General features: G+C 69.3%; 15 protein-coding genes. 6 read left to right on the top strand and 9 right to left on the bottom strand.

Annotation, left to right across the window (positions count from 1 at the left end; all coding sequences use genetic code 11):
- Positions 1-85: 85 nt before the first annotated feature.
- The gene (locus tag AB0395_RS09185) at positions 86-961 is read left to right on the top strand and encodes a helix-turn-helix transcriptional regulator (protein WP_366278536.1); all 876 of its coding nucleotides are present in this window, start codon (positions 86-88) and stop codon (positions 959-961) included.
- The gene (locus tag AB0395_RS09180; protein ID WP_366278533.1) at positions 961-1,188 is read left to right on the top strand and encodes a DUF397 domain-containing protein; all 228 of its coding nucleotides are present in this window, start codon (positions 961-963) and stop codon (positions 1,186-1,188) included. The genes AB0395_RS09185 and AB0395_RS09180 overlap by 1 nt, the downstream gene beginning before the upstream one ends.
- Before the next feature lie 115 nt (positions 1,189-1,303).
- Here the strand turns inward: AB0395_RS09180 and AB0395_RS09175 are convergent, their stop codons facing one another.
- From AB0395_RS09175 to AB0395_RS09165, 3 genes are all read right to left on the bottom strand, one after another.
- Positions 1,304-1,708 (bottom strand): type II toxin-antitoxin system VapC family toxin, encoded by a 405-nt coding sequence (locus tag AB0395_RS09175; RefSeq protein ID WP_366278531.1) that lies wholly within the window; start codon positions 1,706-1,708, stop codon positions 1,304-1,306.
- A complete protein-coding gene (locus tag AB0395_RS09170) occupies positions 1,701-1,982 on the bottom strand; it encodes a type II toxin-antitoxin system prevent-host-death family antitoxin (RefSeq protein ID WP_366278529.1) in 282 nt (93 codons plus the stop codon). The genes AB0395_RS09175 and AB0395_RS09170 overlap by 8 nt, the downstream gene beginning before the upstream one ends.
- A 175-nt stretch (positions 1,983-2,157) precedes the next feature.
- Positions 2,158-2,598, bottom strand: a complete 441-nt coding sequence (locus AB0395_RS09165; protein WP_366278692.1) for a GNAT family N-acetyltransferase — start codon at positions 2,596-2,598, stop codon at positions 2,158-2,160.
- Here AB0395_RS09165 and AB0395_RS09160 point away from each other — a divergent pair.
- The gene (locus tag AB0395_RS09160; protein ID WP_366278527.1) at positions 2,505-3,134 is read left to right on the top strand and encodes a hypothetical protein; all 630 of its coding nucleotides are present in this window, start codon (positions 2,505-2,507) and stop codon (positions 3,132-3,134) included. The two genes, AB0395_RS09165 and AB0395_RS09160, sit on opposite strands and share 94 nt — an antisense overlap.
- Here the strand turns inward: AB0395_RS09160 and AB0395_RS09155 are convergent.
- Positions 3,020-3,610: a TetR/AcrR family transcriptional regulator gene (locus AB0395_RS09155; RefSeq protein ID WP_366278525.1), complete on the bottom strand. Its 591-nt coding sequence runs from the start codon at positions 3,608-3,610 to the stop codon at positions 3,020-3,022. The two genes, AB0395_RS09160 and AB0395_RS09155, sit on opposite strands and share 115 nt — an antisense overlap.
- An 84-nt stretch (positions 3,611-3,694) precedes the next feature.
- Here AB0395_RS09155 and AB0395_RS09150 point away from each other — a divergent pair, with 84 nt between their 5' ends.
- From AB0395_RS09150 to AB0395_RS09140, 3 genes are all read left to right on the top strand, one after another.
- Complete coding sequence (locus tag AB0395_RS09150; RefSeq protein ID WP_366278523.1) at positions 3,695-4,648, top strand: SDR family NAD(P)-dependent oxidoreductase; 954 nt, start codon at positions 3,695-3,697, stop codon at positions 4,646-4,648.
- A gap of 67 nt (positions 4,649-4,715) precedes the next feature.
- Positions 4,716-5,114, top strand: a complete 399-nt coding sequence (locus AB0395_RS09145; protein ID WP_366278522.1) for a hypothetical protein — start codon at positions 4,716-4,718, stop codon at positions 5,112-5,114.
- 143 nt (positions 5,115-5,257) lie between these two features.
- Positions 5,258-5,710, top strand: a complete 453-nt coding sequence (locus tag AB0395_RS09140) for a VOC family protein (RefSeq protein ID WP_366278520.1) — start codon at positions 5,258-5,260, stop codon at positions 5,708-5,710.
- Between the two features lie 141 nt (positions 5,711-5,851).
- On the opposite strand, the gene AB0395_RS09135 is transcribed toward AB0395_RS09140, so the two are convergent.
- Genes AB0395_RS09135 through AB0395_RS09115 form a run of 5 tightly spaced genes read right to left on the bottom strand, consistent with a single transcriptional unit; the run spans position 5,852 to position 14,983 of the window.
- Positions 5,852-7,567, bottom strand: coding sequence for a hypothetical protein (locus AB0395_RS09135; RefSeq protein ID WP_366278519.1), 1,716 nt, complete (start codon positions 7,565-7,567; stop codon positions 5,852-5,854).
- A 6-nt stretch (positions 7,568-7,573) separates the two neighbouring features.
- Entirely contained in the window at positions 7,574-9,652 is a 2,079-nt protein-coding gene (locus AB0395_RS09130) for a hypothetical protein (RefSeq protein ID WP_366278518.1), read from the bottom strand.
- Entirely contained in the window at positions 9,649-10,830 is a 1,182-nt protein-coding gene (locus AB0395_RS09125; protein ID WP_366278516.1) for a hypothetical protein, read from the bottom strand. Before AB0395_RS09125 ends, AB0395_RS09130 begins: the two co-directional genes overlap by 4 nt.
- Positions 10,831-10,833: 3 nt before the next feature.
- The gene (locus AB0395_RS09120) at positions 10,834-13,386 is read right to left on the bottom strand and encodes a hypothetical protein (RefSeq protein ID WP_366278515.1); all 2,553 of its coding nucleotides are present in this window, start codon (positions 13,384-13,386) and stop codon (positions 10,834-10,836) included.
- Positions 13,387-13,396: 10 nt separating this feature from the next.
- Positions 13,397-14,983 carry an Hsp70 family protein gene (locus AB0395_RS09115; RefSeq protein ID WP_366278513.1) on the bottom strand — a complete coding sequence of 529 codons (1,587 nt, stop codon included), beginning with the start codon at positions 14,981-14,983 and terminating at the stop codon, positions 13,397-13,399.
- Positions 14,984-15,014 lie beyond the last annotated feature (31 nt).

Here is a 15,014-nt window from a genome sequence, read left to right as displayed (position 1 = left end):
CAAGCTTACGAAATCAACTCATTGAAATTGTCCAGTTTTACACATTATTAGCGACCGAGAAAAGCGAGAGTCGAAGGAGACGGCGATGGGCGCGAGACGAGGGCCGACACTGAGGGCGCAGTGGCTCGGTAAGCACCTGAAGGAGTTTCGTGAGTCGGCCAAGCTGACTCTCCGGCAGGCGGGTGACTACCTGCAACGTGACGCGGCCACCATCAGTCGTCTGGAGTCCGGCATCATCCCGGCGAGGGTGTCCGACGTGCTGGCGCTGCTCAATCTCTACGATGTCGGCGACCAGAAGGTCCGCGACGGGCTGGAGCAGCTCAGCCGGGACATCTGGCGGAAGGGCTGGTGGGACGGCTATGCCGCCGACGCTCTCGGCGGGATGCTCGACCATGCCTGGCTCGAGACCCGCGCGCAGGAAATCCGCTCCTACGAGGCGATGGTCGTCCCCGGTCTCCTCCAGACTCGGGAGTACGCCTTGGCGGTTATCGCGGCGGGTGACGCGGACGCTCCTTCGGAGCAGATCGAGCGCTGGGTGGACTTTCGGATGGCGCGGCAGCGTGTGCTCGACGCCGAAACGGCTCCGAACCTGGTGGTCATTCTTGACGAGGCAGTGCTTCACCGCCTGATCGGTGGTCCGGGCGTGATGTGTGCCCAGCTGGAGCACTTGTCCGAGGTGGCAGCGCGACCGAATGTGACCGTCCGGATCCTGCCGTTCGCAGCCGGGGCGCACGCCAGCCCGGAGGGTCCTTTCACGGTCTTCGACATGCCGGAGCCCTACTCCGACGTGACGTATGTGGAAACCCGGGGAGGTGCTGTCTATACCGAAGCGGAAGGTGTGGAGGTCTTTGCCAAAGCGTACGATTCCATCAAAAGTGCCGCGCTTACCCGAAATGAGTCTGCGATCGTCGTCCGGAATGCAATCGATCGTGTCAAACAACCGAGAGGGAAGAGCACGTGATGGTTACCCCCGAGGAACTGGCGGGCGTCACCTGGCGCATCAGCACAAGAAGTGCGAATGGGGGCGGGCAGTGTGTGGAGGCGGGGCCGTTGGCTGATGGGAGTGGGCGGGTGGCCGTACGGCACAGTCGTCGTCCTGAGGCCGAGGTGATCGTTTACAGCCGGGCTGAGTGGGAGGCGTTCGTCGGCGGCGTCAAGGACGGTGAGTTCGACTTCTCCACCCCCTGACCACTCCCGCTTCCTGTTTCGGCTGACCACCCGACGTGATGCCTGGACGGCGCATCGGGGAGCGCGAGGGCGGAGGGGGCGCTCCCGGGATGCCGTCGGAGTGTTGGGCCGCTCACTACACGGGAACTACCGTCACCACGCTTTCAAGGCCCTTGAAGTCGGCATGATTGCGCGTGTAGAGCGGTAGGCCCCGTGTGGACGCCACCGCCGCGATCATCAGGTCCATTCTGCGGGGGCGAGGGTCGCGCTTGGCTGCCAGGGTGAGAGCGACCAGTGTTCCGTAGCGGGTCGCGGCATCGCCGTCGAAGGGCAGAGGATCGAAATCAGTGACCGCCGCCCCCAGCTTCTCCACGCGTGCGGCCCTGCTCAAGGCGTCCTTGGCCATGGCGACGCCCTGGTGAAGCTCGGCGAGGGTGATGGCGGTGATCTCCGGGATGGCGGGCAGCCGCATCGGGTCGATCAGATCGAGATCGATATAGGTGCACGTGTCGAGCACTCCGGACTCGTCGCGATCAGGCACGGTCGCGCTCCCAGGGGTCGTCGTCGCTGTCGACGCGGTCATCCGTGCCGAAGAACTCATCGGCTTCCTGACGCATCAGGGCGTGGTCCACATGGGGGAGACGCCGATGTCGGGCCACCAGTTCCTCTGCGGTCAACCGCCGTCTACGGGCCAGAGGTCGTAGTTCGGCGACCTCGATGCCGTTACGCGTGATGTGGTAGATCTCCCCTGCTTCCACCGCGTCCATGACGGCCGCGGAGTTGTTGCGGAACTCCCGCTGGGTAATCGTCCTCATGCATTCAATGTAGCTCGCTGTGTCTCGATGTGCTACGGGTTTCACGGTCCTGCCCAGTCCGATATCCAGGTGATCTTCGAACGGGTAGGGGGCCAAGGCGGGTCGCTGGGCCGTACGGGCGTTGCCGCCGTTCATGCGCGGCGTCGAGAACGGTGAATTCGACCCACCTCTCGGATCACGGTTCTGAAAGCGTTCGGCTCGTCTTCAGATCGAGCCGCTGCTGTCGTGTGATCGCGTACTCGACCTCGCCGAGATCGCTGCCGGGGAGAGGCTCGTCCCATTCCATGTGGAACGTGCGGACGTACCGCATGCCGATCGTGGCCATCGTCGCGCGGGAGGCGGTGTTGACCGCCATCGTCTCGGCGAAGACGCGGGTCAGCCCGAGGTCCTCGAACCCGTGCCTGACAAGCTCCCGGGCTCCCTCACCGGCCAGTCCCTGACGCCAGTGGCGGCGCAGGAGCCGGTACCCGAGCTCGGCCTGTCCCTCGACCGCCTCCCTCCGGCGCGAGCCGTTCGTGTCCGGTGACCGATGTCGCCCACCCGCCCGCCGAACCGTCCGACGCGCTGCTGGCGTGGTTGCGTGCCCAGCAGGCGGATCGGCAGGACGGCTCCGGATGGTACGGCGGAGGCGGCCTCTGGACGTTTCCCGAGGCGGCGCGCTACGCCTATCAGGACGGGAAGGGCGCGTTGCGGATCAAGATGCCGTGGTGGCCGGGGCGGGACGAGAAGCTGACCATCCGCCTGGTCTCGCTGCGGACGGGCGAGACCGTCGAAGGAGATGTCCCCGGCGGCTACCGGGCGCCCGGTTTCCAGCCGACCGGCCTGCCGGTGCCGTACAAGGGCTGCTGGCACATCACCGGCACCCTCGGCGCGACCCAGGTCCGGCTCGTCGTCGATGTGAAGCCCTTCCGCCCCCCGAATCCGAAGCGCACTCCTGAGAGACGCACTCCCACCGGCATCCCCCAGGTCGTCGGTGCCGTCGGTGCCGCCGTCGACCGCATCACCGGCTTCGGCGAGCCGACTCGGCGGGGGCTTGGTCAGGCTTCTTCGGGCGACCCGGGCCAGCCGGATTCGAGAAGGTCGAAGATGGCGTTCAGTGCGGCCAGGGGGGCGGGTTCCGTGCCCGCGAGTTCGGGGATCTCCAGGACGTAGCGGGCGAGAGCGCGGACGGTCATGTCGGAGGGGGCGCGGCTGCTCTCGGCCGCGATCGCCTCGGCCAGGGCTCCCTCGCTGGCTATCCAGAGCTTGCGTGAGTATTCCCGCAGGGCGGGCGTGCTGACGATCAGGTCGCGCTTGTGGCGCAGTTCGGGTGGGAGATCGTTGGTGAAGGGCCCCCGGGCTGCCATGCAGCGGCGCAGGGCTTCCAGCACTGACTGGCCAGGGGGCCGATCGCGGACCGCGGCGACCAGCCAGACGCGTCGTTCGGCGCCGTCGTCGAAGATCAGCGCTTCCTTGCCGTCAGGCACGTGCGCGAAGAGGGTGGCGATGGAGACGTCCGCCTCGTCGGCGATCTGAGCGACGGTGACGCCGTCGTATCCGTGCTCACAGAACAGTCGCAACGCGGCCTCCGACAACGCCTGGCGGGTCTGTGCCTTCTTGCGCTCGCGGCGCCCCATCGTCGTCGGCATGTCCTCACCGTACCGCAACCTGAAACGCATCTGAATCTATAGTGATTATAGTTTCAGAGTCAGTTCAGATTTGTGAGGAGCCGGATGATGTCCTCTCTCCACAGCCCAGCCCCCTGGGACGTACGACGCCTGCCGCACGCCGAGGGCAAGAACTTCCTCGTCACCGGTGGCAACGCGGGCATCGGATACTTCGTCGCCGAACAACTCGCCGGTACCGGTGCCACCGTCGTCCTCGCCGGCCGTGACCCCGCCAAGGCCGAGGCCGCGCAGCTCTCGATCCGCGCCCGCGTCCCCGACGCGCACGTCCGTCACATCCGCCTGAATCTCGCCGATCTCTCCTCGCTCAAAGCCTCCGCGGACGCCCTGAGGCTGGAAAGACTGGACGCGGTCGTCTGCAACGCCGGAGTGCTGCTTGACCAGCCGCCACGGCGCGAGACCGGGGACGGCAACGAGCTGATGTTCGCCACCAATCATCTGGGGCACTTCGCGCTGATCTCGTGGCTCGCGCCCCTGCTGACGGCTACGTCCGCGAGTCGCATCGTCACCACCGGCAGCCTCACGGCGAAGTCCGAGAGCCTGGACCTTGACGATCTGCAAAGCACACGCGATTACCGGCCGAAGCGTACCTACGCACGATCCAAACTCGCGCAGATGCTCTTCGGCTTCGAACTCGACCGCCGCCTGCGCGCCGCAGGCAGCACGACGCTGAGCGTGATCACCCATCCCGGCGGCGCACTCGACTCCCTCACCCCCTCGCGGCCACCGGTCCACGTCCGAACCGGCGGTGAACGACTGCGCGGCCTGCCCGCAGGCCTCCTCCTGCAAAGCAAGGAGGCCGCCGCCTGGCCCGCCGTCCGGGCCGTCCTCGACCCGTCCGTGCGCGGTGGCCAGCTTTGGGGGCCCCGGGTGTTCGGGATCCGCGGCCTGCCCGTTCTCGAAGCCGTCCAAGGTCACCCGGCCGACAGCGTGCTCGCGGCGCGCCTGTGGGCCGCCACCGTCGACCTGACCGGCCTCGATCCAAGCTCGACCCTCAGATGAGGTGAAGGCACGCAGGGCGCGGCCGACGGTCTTCCTCGGTCGGCGTGGAAAACCTAGGCTTGGCGCCGTGAACGATGCCCCATTCAGGTCAGCCATGCCCTCCGAACAGACCTTGCCGACCGGGGTGTCGTTCCTCAAGTGGACGTGCGTCGCCGTCCTGCTGTGGGGCGTCGCGTTGTTCATCATGGTGTTCTTTGTGGCAACGATCGGTTTCGACGACTGCCTCACCCCGGTCGGCAGCGACGTCGCCGAGTGTGCCTCCTTGGAGGCCTTGACCCACAAGGTCTTCGACGCGTGTCTGGCCGTCCCTGTGGGCTGGGTGCCAGCGGCGCTCTTCGTGTGGCTGGCTCCCAGGAGGCTGTCCCTGGCGCGGCGGGTGGCGATGTGGGTCATCCCCGCCCTGCCGGTCGCCGTCATCGCGGCATCAATGATCGTGATCGTGCGTTACGGGCCGATCCTGTCCTGACGTGCCGGGGTCCGCCGGATACCGGGCGCCGCGACGCCCCGCCTCCGGCGGGTTCGCCATCCACGCGGCCGCCGTCATCCGCTGTCAGGCAGCGTCAGCCTCTTGGTTGCGGAGGAGTTTATGCAACCGGTATAACCGGTTACATGGCACTGAGCTGGAAGCTGGTCATCGACAGCGCGAACGCACCCGTCCTCGCGGACTTCTGGGCCGCGGCCCTGGACTACGAGGTGGAAGACCCCGGCGCGCTCATCGAGCAACTGCTGACCGCCGGCCACATCGGCGAGGAGGCGGTGTTCGAGCACCGCGGCCGCAAGACCTTCCGCGGCTATGCCGCGATCCGCCACCCCGAGGACCCGTTCGACGAAACCAGCGGCATCGGTCGCGGCCGACGACTGCTCTTCCAGGACGTGCCCGAAGGCAAGACGGGCAAGAACCGCTTGCACCTCGACCTCCACAGCGAACCCGGCGATCTCGACAAGCTGGTGGCCCGGCTGGAAGGCCTGGGGGCGGTCCGCGTCCGAGAGGTGAGCGAAGGGCCGGCCGGGCACTGGTGGATCATGCAGGATCCGGAGGGCAACGAGTTCTGCGTGGCCTGAGTCCGGCCCCGGCCCCTTGGTTCTCCGGCCCCGGGAGTTGCGTCTCATCCGCTGTTCAGGACGCTGATCCGGAGGAATTCATCGCCCGAGGCAGGTCCTGAAGACGCGGTTCCTGGCCGGACGGGTGCGGGGCGGCGCCGTTCACCTGGTCGCGAAGACCGAGATCACGACGGCGACCGTGGCGCCGGGCAGGAGGACCGACGCGGCGAAGACGGTCCGGCGGGCGGCGACGTAGCTGACCGGCATGAGGCCTGCTCGGCGTGCGGACGCCTTCCAGGCCTTTCGGGGGTTCTCCGTGGTCGGCCGCCCGTACGGGAGGGCGGCCGACGCGGTGAGCGGCAGGTCGACCAGTCCCACCAGCCATTCGACCAACCGGGCAACGGCCGGGAGGTCCGGGGGAAGGCCCGACGCCAGATACCGTATCTCGCCCATCCTGTTGGACAGGTCCCTGACCATGTTCCCCATGCCCATCCCGTCGAGCCAGCGGGGCACCTCGTTCACCCCTCTGCCGACGGTCGTCTTCTCCAGTAGGTCGGCCTTGCTGACGACGACCGCCACCCGCTTCTGCCTGCCGCCGTCCGGCCGGGAGGCGAACTCGTTGCGCACTCTCTGGAAGGTGTCGGCCGGATCCTCAGAGGAGAACGAGATCCCGGCCGCGGAAAGCATGTCGCGTTCCGCCGTCGTCAGGCTGTCCTGTACCAGCGGGAGCGCGAACGGGTCGATGACGATGACCATCGCCTCACCGTGCGCCAGGTAGCTCATCGCCTCGACCTTGGTGGCCCCGGTGTAGTGCTCGCCCGAGGGATCGAACAGGTACAGGATCCGGCCCCCGGGGGCGGGAAGCGAGAGGTCCAGCATCGTGGCCGTCGGCAGGGGAGTGGGGGTCTTGGACACCCTGCCCAGCCTCATCTCCTCCTGATGGCGGGTGAAGGCGATCTCGTCGCTCCTGGTCACGAAGCTCGCGCGCCCGCCGTTCACCTCGACCGTGCCGTGCAACGCGGCGATCACCAGTGTCATGAACGTCGTTTTGCCCGCGTCGGGACCGCCGACGAACGGCAGCGCCTCGATCCTGGCCACCCCGACCCTGGGCGGCAGCGGCCGGTCGCATCCCGGACAGTAAGCCGGCAGCCGGTGCCGGCCGAGGAGGATCGTGGTGGGGAGGCGGCAGCCGCACACGCACACATGGCGGAACGCGCCGTCCGCGTTGGGAATCAGCCGTCGGTGGCGCTTTCCGCAGGACGGGCAGGCGTACTCCGGCAGCGTCAACCGGTCATAACACTCTGGATGAGGACATATCTGCATAATGCGTCGGACAAGCGCGAAGGACAGGTCCAGGCCGCGCAGCACCAGAACGCAGGGCAGCCACATGAGCAGGCCCACGCTCACGACCAGCGCGTACTCGACGGCCAGCAGGACCGCGACGATCGCCAGCGCGACCACGGCCAGCACGACACCCGCCTCGATGCCGAGCCACAACGTGAAGAGGAAATATATCGCCGGGCGATCCCTCCATCTCTGCCTGATCCAGGCCTGTACGGACCGAACCCTGCCGATGATGACCGGACGGGTCGCCCGGTCCAGCGCCGACCAGTCGCGCCACACCTGGCCCAGCAGATAGTGCCGGTACGCCGGGTCCTTGGCCGGGCCGCCGGCCGGTGGGAGCACGGACAGGCCGTCAGACGCGCTGGGCAGTAACACCTTGCCGGCCTGGTACGCGTAGTATCCGGCGGCCGCGAGCGTCGTGACGATCAGCGTCAGCAGGACGACGGCCGGAAAGAGGAGCGATCCGGCGACCAGGCACGCCGTCGAGAACGCGAGCATGACGAGCCTGCTGACGAGCCTCTCCGTTTCCTCCACCTGTGCTCAGCCCCGCTTCCAGATCGGCGGGCGCCGCGAGCCGGGTCGCGGGCGCACCAGCTCCCGGTAGCCCCTGAGCAGCTCGCTGTCGTGGGCGAACCTGGCCTTCATGGAGTTGAACGGTGATCTGCCGCTCACCTGGTCGCGCGCCCACTCGTCGAGCCGGTCGAAGACGGGTCCGCTCACGGTCCCGCCCAGCCGCAACCGGATCGCGACCTCCACCAGCCGTACCTGTTCCTCTCGCGTTCTCCTGCGCCTCAGCCACACCTCGACCAGCCACGACGCGGCCCGCCGGGACGCGGTCATGACGACCTTCGCCCGGAACTCCGGCCCTCGCGCGTCCAGGATCCGCACCACCGTCTTCCCCGCGGCCCTCCTCAGCTCCGCGTTCACCTCCTCACCGGTCTCGAGCATTCGCCCGAGCAGGTCGGCCAAGACATCGGGCCGACCGGCCCTGGAGATCTCCGCGATGATGATCACCGTTTCGGCGTCCTTGGCGGGCGGCCCGGGCACGCGGGCCCTGACCAGCCTCGCCAGATCCACCGTCTCCTCCTCCAGCAGCTTTCCGGTGAGGAACGCGCGCCCCGGCAGTTCCGCCAGGAGGGGGGAGACCCGCATCGACGTGCCCAGCCGTTCCACGACCAGCCCGCATTCGGCGAGTGACGGCGGCTCGGCCCAGATCTCCCGCAACGCCATGTCGCGTTCGGCTTCGGCGGCCGGGCCGGGGGCCAGCCGTACCAGCCGCTCCGTCGCGTCGGTCCGCTCCAGCCTGCCCCGCCGTGCCAGCGAGCGGACGACGGCCACCCCGGTGCGCGGCGCGCGTGTCAGATCGCCGTGAACGAGCAGGTCGCAGACGTCGTCGGTCAGCACGCGCGCGCCGGTCTCCGCCGTCGCCGCCTCCAGACCGGTGAGCGCACCCGCGATCGCGTCCCGGACCCGCGGCCCGAGAGCCTGTCCGGTCGCCGCGCGGAGCGTCACGGGGAGCGGGTGCAGCCCGGGGTCCCGCAAGGCCAGCGTGACGCACCGGGCGGCGCAGCGGTCGGCCGTGTCCGGCGGGCCGACCGTGCTCGCGGCGGCGGCGAGCTCGTACTCCATCCGGTCGGCCGCCTGTGCCAGGTCCCGCCACACCCACCCGGGGAAAGCCTCGTCCAGCAGACGCGCGATGTTCAGTTGCTCGGCGCGGGTGACGGTGGTGTCGCCACGGCAGAAGGCCACGAGCGCCGCGGCGGCCTCGGGACCGGCCTTCCCGAGCTCGGCCATCCCGTCTATGCCGGCCATGTCCATCCGCCGCCAGCAGCCGACGATCGTGCGGGCGAGGCGGCTCGTTCCCGAGCCCGCGGAGGGGTCGGTGAGGACGACCACCTCGGCCTCCAGATCGGCGGGGAGCCAGACGTCCGGCGTGGTGCCCACGATGATCTGCGAGGCCGTCGCCGGATCGGCGCTGTAGGTGACGAAGGACAGTCTCATGGCGACGGCCCACGGCAGCGAGTACGAGATCACGGTGATCCACCGCACGATCTCCTCGACGTCCCGGGCTATCAGGATCAGCCGTCCGTGCCCGCGGGTCAGGATCCGCACCACTGTCTCCAGCAGGAAACCCAGCCGGGCGTACCCGCCGTCACCCTGGGAGGCCAGCCATTCTCCGAGGGATTCGGGATCGGCGGCGTCTCCGGGGACGATCTCGGTCAGGCCGGGGAGAACCGTGTTCGGGAGCGCGGGAGCGGTCTCCCAGAGGGGGGCGTACCAGAGCTCGACCGGCCTCAGGCCGGTCAGCTCGCCGGGCGTGACCACCAGCGCGTGTCCGAAGAAGTTTCCGTAGCGTGCCGAGTAGTCCTGGCCGAGGTAGACGCAGCGGGTCAGCACCCGATGGGTGTCGAGGGAGTCATAGGTCAGCGCGACGGGGAAGCGTGACATCTCCTCCGGGGTGGGGGCGATGGGGGCGCCGGGCGGCGGCCTGTACGTCAGCAGGGAGGCGACCCGCGGCCGCATGCCCGAGGGCAGATCCGGCGTCTCCGCGACGAACTGGAACCCCGCCCGGCCCGTTGGACCGGATGCCACGGAGGTGTAGTGAAGCTGCCAGGTCATCGCCGCACCGTCGCACGCCCGGCCAGCATTCCGAACCTGTACAGCAGCCAGAGCAGCGGATCCTCCACGCGATAGGGGCGGATGCCCCCGGGGCCGACTCTGCCGGCACGCGTGTCGGGCACCCCGCCGAGCGCCGAAAGCCCGAACAGCGCGTGGTCGGTGTAGTGCTGGCCCAGGTACCGGTCCACCACGCCGGCCTGCCACTGGTCCAGCAGGGCACGCACCTGCTCGTGCACCGCCTCCCGGTCGTCGAGGTCCAGGTGACCCGCGGGGAGCCGTGCGCGGTGCAGGGCCGACTGGCGGCTCAGCTCAGGCCGCAGCACGTCGATCTTGCTGAGCGCCACCGCGACCGGTGTTTTGAGCCGGTGCGAACCGCGCCCCTCGTGCAGCAGTTCGGTGACCCTGCTGATCACATCGATCGGATCGCTGTCCGGGTCGCTCCGGTTCACCTCGCCGGTACTCCAGGTGGGGCCGCTCACCACCGTTCTCGCACCCGGCAGTCCGAGCGGGTCAAGCAGGAAGATGACGGCATCGGCCGCCTTGAGGTAGGACAGGTGCAGTTCGGTACGGTCACGGCTACGCAGATCCTCACCCGCGGTGTCGAAGAGGACCAGCGCCAGTGAGCGCGTCCGCTTCCGCAGGCGCCCCGGGATCGTTCTGGTGAGCAGGTAGACCAACGGTCCGCCGGGGTCGGTCTCCGCGGACCGGGTGGCGCCCAGTAACAGGCCCTCGCCGTACAGCGGGCGGACGAAGTCCTGTTTGTAGCGCTTGATCGTCCGCTCGTCGCAGGCCACCAGGGAGGCGTTCAACTCGGCGCCGACCCGGTTGGCCAGCTCGTGCAGCAGGACCGTGATGTAGGTGCTCTTCCCCGAGCCCTTCGCGCCCACCAGGGCGATGATCCTGCCCGCGGTCTGACAGTACTCGGCGGGCAGGGCATTGTGGCACCGTGGACAGACCCGGCGGCCGGTCGAACGGTGGCAGCGGGGGCATTCGGCCTGGCGCCCAGGCCGGGGAACCGCGAAGGCGGGGGGCAGTGAGGCCGCCGCCGAGCCGAGACGGTCCGCCAGGACCGTGTCCGGCTCCGGATCACAGCCGACGCCGCGCCCGGACCTGCCGACGCAACGGAACTCGATCTCGCCGGCCCGCAGGCCGGCGAAGCAGTGGAGACAGGTGATCATTCCTCACCTCGTCCTCAGCCGCCGCACCGGCGGATCGATGAGCTCGACTCCGCTGTCGGCGAAGCAGCGCAGCCAGTACGGCCCGGCCTGGTCAGGGAGCGGCCTCTCCAGCCGGGCCGGGACCTCCAGGCCCGCCCACTCGGCCAGCGTGACGCCGTCCGCGGCGGACATGGGCAGGATGGACCCCGGCCTGAGCACGAGTGACAGGCGCGTCAGCCGTACGGGACGGTCGCAGGTCAGGGTGAGCACCAGGTGCCGCCGCCACGGCGGGCCCTCACGCGCCACGTCGTACCGCACCGGGACCAGAGCCGGTAATCGGACGGCGGTCGCCGGGCCGGTGACGTGTTCGCCTCGCAGGAGCACGACCGGGGTCACCTCGACGGTCAGCTCCTCGCTTTCGGGTGACGTCAGCCGGATGCCGCCCTGCGCGCGGTAGCGCGCGGACGAGACGAGCGTCTCCTGCCCGCTCCAGCGCACCCGCACCTCACTCGTCTCCGGCGGCCAGGTGAACCCCACGTTCACCGCGGTGCCCCGGCGTTCCGCGGTGAGGTCGGTGACGGAGGGCAGGTTCACGTGCTCCCGATGCCCCCCGATCGTGGCGAGATCGCCCATGAGGGTCACCGCGAGCAGGACCATGCTGACGCCGGTGGGGCGGATCGTCAGGCCGTCGCGCTCAGGAGAGGACGGCACGGTACGGCTGGCGGCACGGAGTTCGGCCACCGAGATCGTCGTTCCCACCGGCCACGGCGGCTCACCCCGCAGGGCGACGATCTCCAGCGTGCCGGTCGCGGGCTCGTCGTAGCGGGCGCGGAACGCACCCTGGTCCGACGGGTCCGGGCGGAGCTCGAACTCACGGACCGGTTCCGGACGTCCCACGGGCGTGACGGTTCTGCTCACGCCGGGCGTGACCACCTCGCCGCCGGGCGCCAAGTACACCGCGGAGACCACGTAGGTGTAGTCCTCCCCGTTGACCACCCGGAGGTCCCGGAAACCGGTGCGATCGGCCGTGATCGGCGTCCCGTCCCTGACCACGACGACGCGGGAGGCCATCGCCGGAGCGGCCCACCCGCCGGACACGACGCCGTCCCCGGCGGTCACCCGGACCTCTTCCGGCTCCGGCCGCAGGATGATCGGCGCGGCGCTCACGGGCGGAGCGGCGCCCTCGCCGCGACGGGCCACCACCTCGTAGTGGAGCGCGACGTTGACGGGTGGCGCGTCGTCGTGAACGGGGGGCTCGGCGACGGTGGCGAGCGGCCCGCCGTTTCTGCGCACCTCGTAGCGGATCTCACCCACCTTGGATGGGGAACGGTCCCACGAAATCAGGACACCGCCGTCCCGCGCCTCCGCCACGGGCCGCCCGGCGGGATGCGGGCTCAGCCTGGCCTGGAGTTCCCCGGCCTCGGGCAGGTCAGGGACGTTTCTGAGCGCGTCCTCCAGCTTCAGCCAGGCCTGGTCGGGGTCCGTGCCGTCCTGCACGGCCTCGTTCCTCAGTCGCACGGCCGTGTCCAGCCTGGTCTGGGCCTCGGCTACGAGCTCGGCCACCTCACCGGCGAGCGCCGCCTGACTCAGCGTCCGCGCGAGGTCGACCGCGCCCACGATGTCCCCGATGTCGATCAGCTCCCTGAGCCGGTTCGCCGTACCGCTCCACGAGGCCTTGTAGCGGCTCTCGTGCCGGACCGCGAAGACCAGCCTGCGTGCCTCGTCGAGGGCCAGGTCCAGGTGGCCGGTGGCGTGCTGGAGCAGCGTGTCGTCGTTGGCGTGCTCGTGCGCCCGCTCGCGTAACCGGGCCACGATGTCGTAGCGCACCAACTCGGCCGGATCCGGCACGGTTCGCAGCGCGGTCAGCACGGTCTCCGCCCGGGTCGTCAGCGACCCCTGAGGCTCGGCCGTCCACTTCCTCCGCACCCTGTCCAGGGCGTCCCGGTCGAGCGGTGCCCCGCCCGGCATCGAGAAGCCGCCGAGCACCCGCATCCCCCGGCAGGTGACGCCGAACACGAAGTGCGCCAGATGCCGGTTGTCCAGCGTGTCGAGCGCCGTGCGCACCTCGCTGTAGCGCACGTACGGCGCGACCTCCGGCAGCTGGTCGGGCTCGCACACGTCGATCCTGAGCGTCTCGCAGATCCGCCGGGTCTCCTCCGTCCCGAGCCCGGTGTCCTCCGCGATGCGCTCCATGACGTCCGGAACCACCAGGCGCAGGGGCCCGGCGGCGGCGCGAAGCCGGCTCTCCGCGTCCGCGCGCCGCCGGGCGGCGTGCTCGGTCGTCTGCGCGAAGGCCGTGTGCAGCGGGCCGAGATCTCCGCCCTCCGCCGCGGCGAAGATCTCCCGGTACTTTCCCTGGTCGTCGGCCTCAAGCCGGTTGACGAGCCTTTTGAACTTCAGCTGGCCTCTGGCCAGCCGCCAGCTCTGCCGTACCCGCCGGGCGGTCTCGGCGACCGTGGCCGCGCTCATCGTCTCGTCCACCTGGTAGCGCACGCGCAGGTCGTCGGGGAGCGCGCCACCGGGACGGCGGGCGGGTTCGAGCACCTCTTCGATGTATCGCTCGTCATCAAAGATCATTCAAGGCCGCCTAGCTGACCTGCATCCGGGACAGCGTCGTACGGGACGCCTCGACGTCTTCCTCGGACATGCCTCCCACCTGGACGCGCAGGGTGAGGCGTTCGCCGGTCTCCTGCTCCTTGGCGGTCACGTTCAGCAGCCCCGAGGTGTCCAGCTCGAAGGTGACCTCGATCGGCCAGCCCTTCGGTTTGCCGCCCGGAATCGAGAGATGCCCACCGGCGATCTTCTTGTTGTCGTCGATCCGCGCCGACTCCGTGCTTCCCGCCTGCTCCATGACCTCTACGTTGACGGTGCTCTGGTTGCGCTGGACGGTGCAGAACTCCTTCGTCACGGACGCGGGAAGGAGGTCGTTGGCGTGCACGAGGTGGTCCACGTGCAGGTGCGAGCCCTCCTCGTCCCCGATCACGATCCCGAAGGCGCGCGACGCCACCGTCCTTATCGTCCGGGCCGCGATCCGCGTCTGCTGCGCCGCCGTCAGGCCGGCCCGGGAGACAAGGTCCTCCGCTCGGGCGCGATCGCCCGAGCGCAGCAGCCGCCGGTAGGTCTCCTCGAACGCGTACAGCGCGGCTCCCTTCGCGACCGCCAGGTCGGGGTCCTGAATCCGGGCGCTGATCCCGAACGCCTCCTGCAGCGCCCGGGCGACGGCCGGCATCTTGGTGGAGCCGCCGACGAGGACGAAGTGGTCGTAGTCCCGCACTCCCTTCGCCGCCGCCGTCTCCATCGTCCGCCTGGTTATCTCAACGGTGCGGTCGAGCAGGTCCCTGGTCAGGTTCTCCAGCGTCTCCCGGGTGAGTTCGACCCTGGCGACCCTGCCCGCGTGCACGACTCGCACGACGTGCTGGTTCCTGGAGGAGAGGGTCTTCCTCAGGTCCTCGGCGTCCCTGCGGAGTTGCTGTTCGGTGTGCTTGTCGTCCAGTGGGTTGCCGGCGTCCGGATGCTCCCGCGTGAACTCCTCCACGAGGTGTTCCATCATCCGGTCGTCCCAGTCGGTGCCGCCCAGTTCGTGATGGCCGTCGGTGCAGACCACCTCGATGTTCCCGTCCCTGAGCGTGATCACCGTCGTGTCGAAGGTCCCGCCGCCCAGGTCGTAGACGAGGATCGTCCGGTCCTGCCCCGGGTTCAGCACGCCGTACGTGATGGCCGCGGCGACGGGCTCGGAGATGACGTCGATGACGTCGAGCCCCGCGATCTCGCCCGCCTTGCGCGTGGCGTCGCGCTCCGCCGCGCCGAAGTAGGCCGGAACGGTGATCACCACTTCGCTCACGACCTCCCCGGTGGCGACGCGGGCGTCCTCGGCCAGCTTTCTGAGGATGAGCGCGGAGATCTCCTCGGGGGTGTACGTCCTGCCGTGTCCCCTCCAGGGAGTGCTGTGCGCCATCTCCCGCTTGATCAGGCTGACCACCAGGTCGGGTTCGAGCGCGGAGCTGTCCTTGGCGGTGGCTCCGACCACCACGTTGTCGGCCGACTCGAAGAACACCACGGAAGGGACGGTGTCGGTGCCCTCCAGGCTGCGGAGCACCGTGGGCCTGCCGGTTTCGTCCACACGGGCGATGCACGAATAGGTGGTCCCGAGGTCGATCCCGTACACGGCCATCATCGCCCGCCTTTCCGTCGCGCCTGTCCGAGCA

Source organism: Streptosporangium sp. NPDC051023, assembly GCF_040689595.1.
Taxonomy (GTDB): Bacteria; Actinomycetota; Actinomycetes; order Streptosporangiales; family Streptosporangiaceae; genus Streptosporangium.
Note: the sequence above shows the minus strand (reverse complement) of the source record. Positions and strands in the feature narration are given on the sequence as shown.

Excerpts from the sequence above, each read along its gene's own strand:
- AB0395_RS09120 (WP_366278515.1), bottom strand. The coding sequence starts at position 13,386 with ATGATCTTTGATGACGAGCGATACATCGAAGAGGTGCTCGAACCCGCC.
- AB0395_RS09150 (WP_366278523.1), top strand. The coding sequence starts at position 3,695 with ATGATGTCCTCTCTCCACAGCCCAGCCCCCTGGGACGTACGACGCCTG.
- AB0395_RS09185 (WP_366278536.1), top strand. The coding sequence starts at position 86 with ATGGGCGCGAGACGAGGGCCGACACTGAGGGCGCAGTGGCTCGGTAAG.
- AB0395_RS09155 (WP_366278525.1), bottom strand. The coding sequence starts at position 3,610 with ATGCCGACGACGATGGGGCGCCGCGAGCGCAAGAAGGCACAGACCCGC.
- AB0395_RS09130 (WP_366278518.1), bottom strand. The coding sequence starts at position 9,652 with ATGACCTGGCAGCTTCACTACACCTCCGTGGCATCCGGTCCAACGGGC.
- AB0395_RS09115 (WP_366278513.1), bottom strand. The coding sequence starts at position 14,983 with ATGATGGCCGTGTACGGGATCGACCTCGGGACCACCTATTCGTGCATC.
- AB0395_RS09180 (WP_366278533.1), top strand. The coding sequence starts at position 961 with ATGGTTACCCCCGAGGAACTGGCGGGCGTCACCTGGCGCATCAGCACA.
- AB0395_RS09140 (WP_366278520.1), top strand. The coding sequence starts at position 5,258 with ATGGCACTGAGCTGGAAGCTGGTCATCGACAGCGCGAACGCACCCGTC.
- AB0395_RS09170 (WP_366278529.1), bottom strand. The coding sequence starts at position 1,982 with ATGAGGACGATTACCCAGCGGGAGTTCCGCAACAACTCCGCGGCCGTC.
- AB0395_RS09125 (WP_366278516.1), bottom strand. The coding sequence starts at position 10,830 with ATGATCACCTGTCTCCACTGCTTCGCCGGCCTGCGGGCCGGCGAGATC.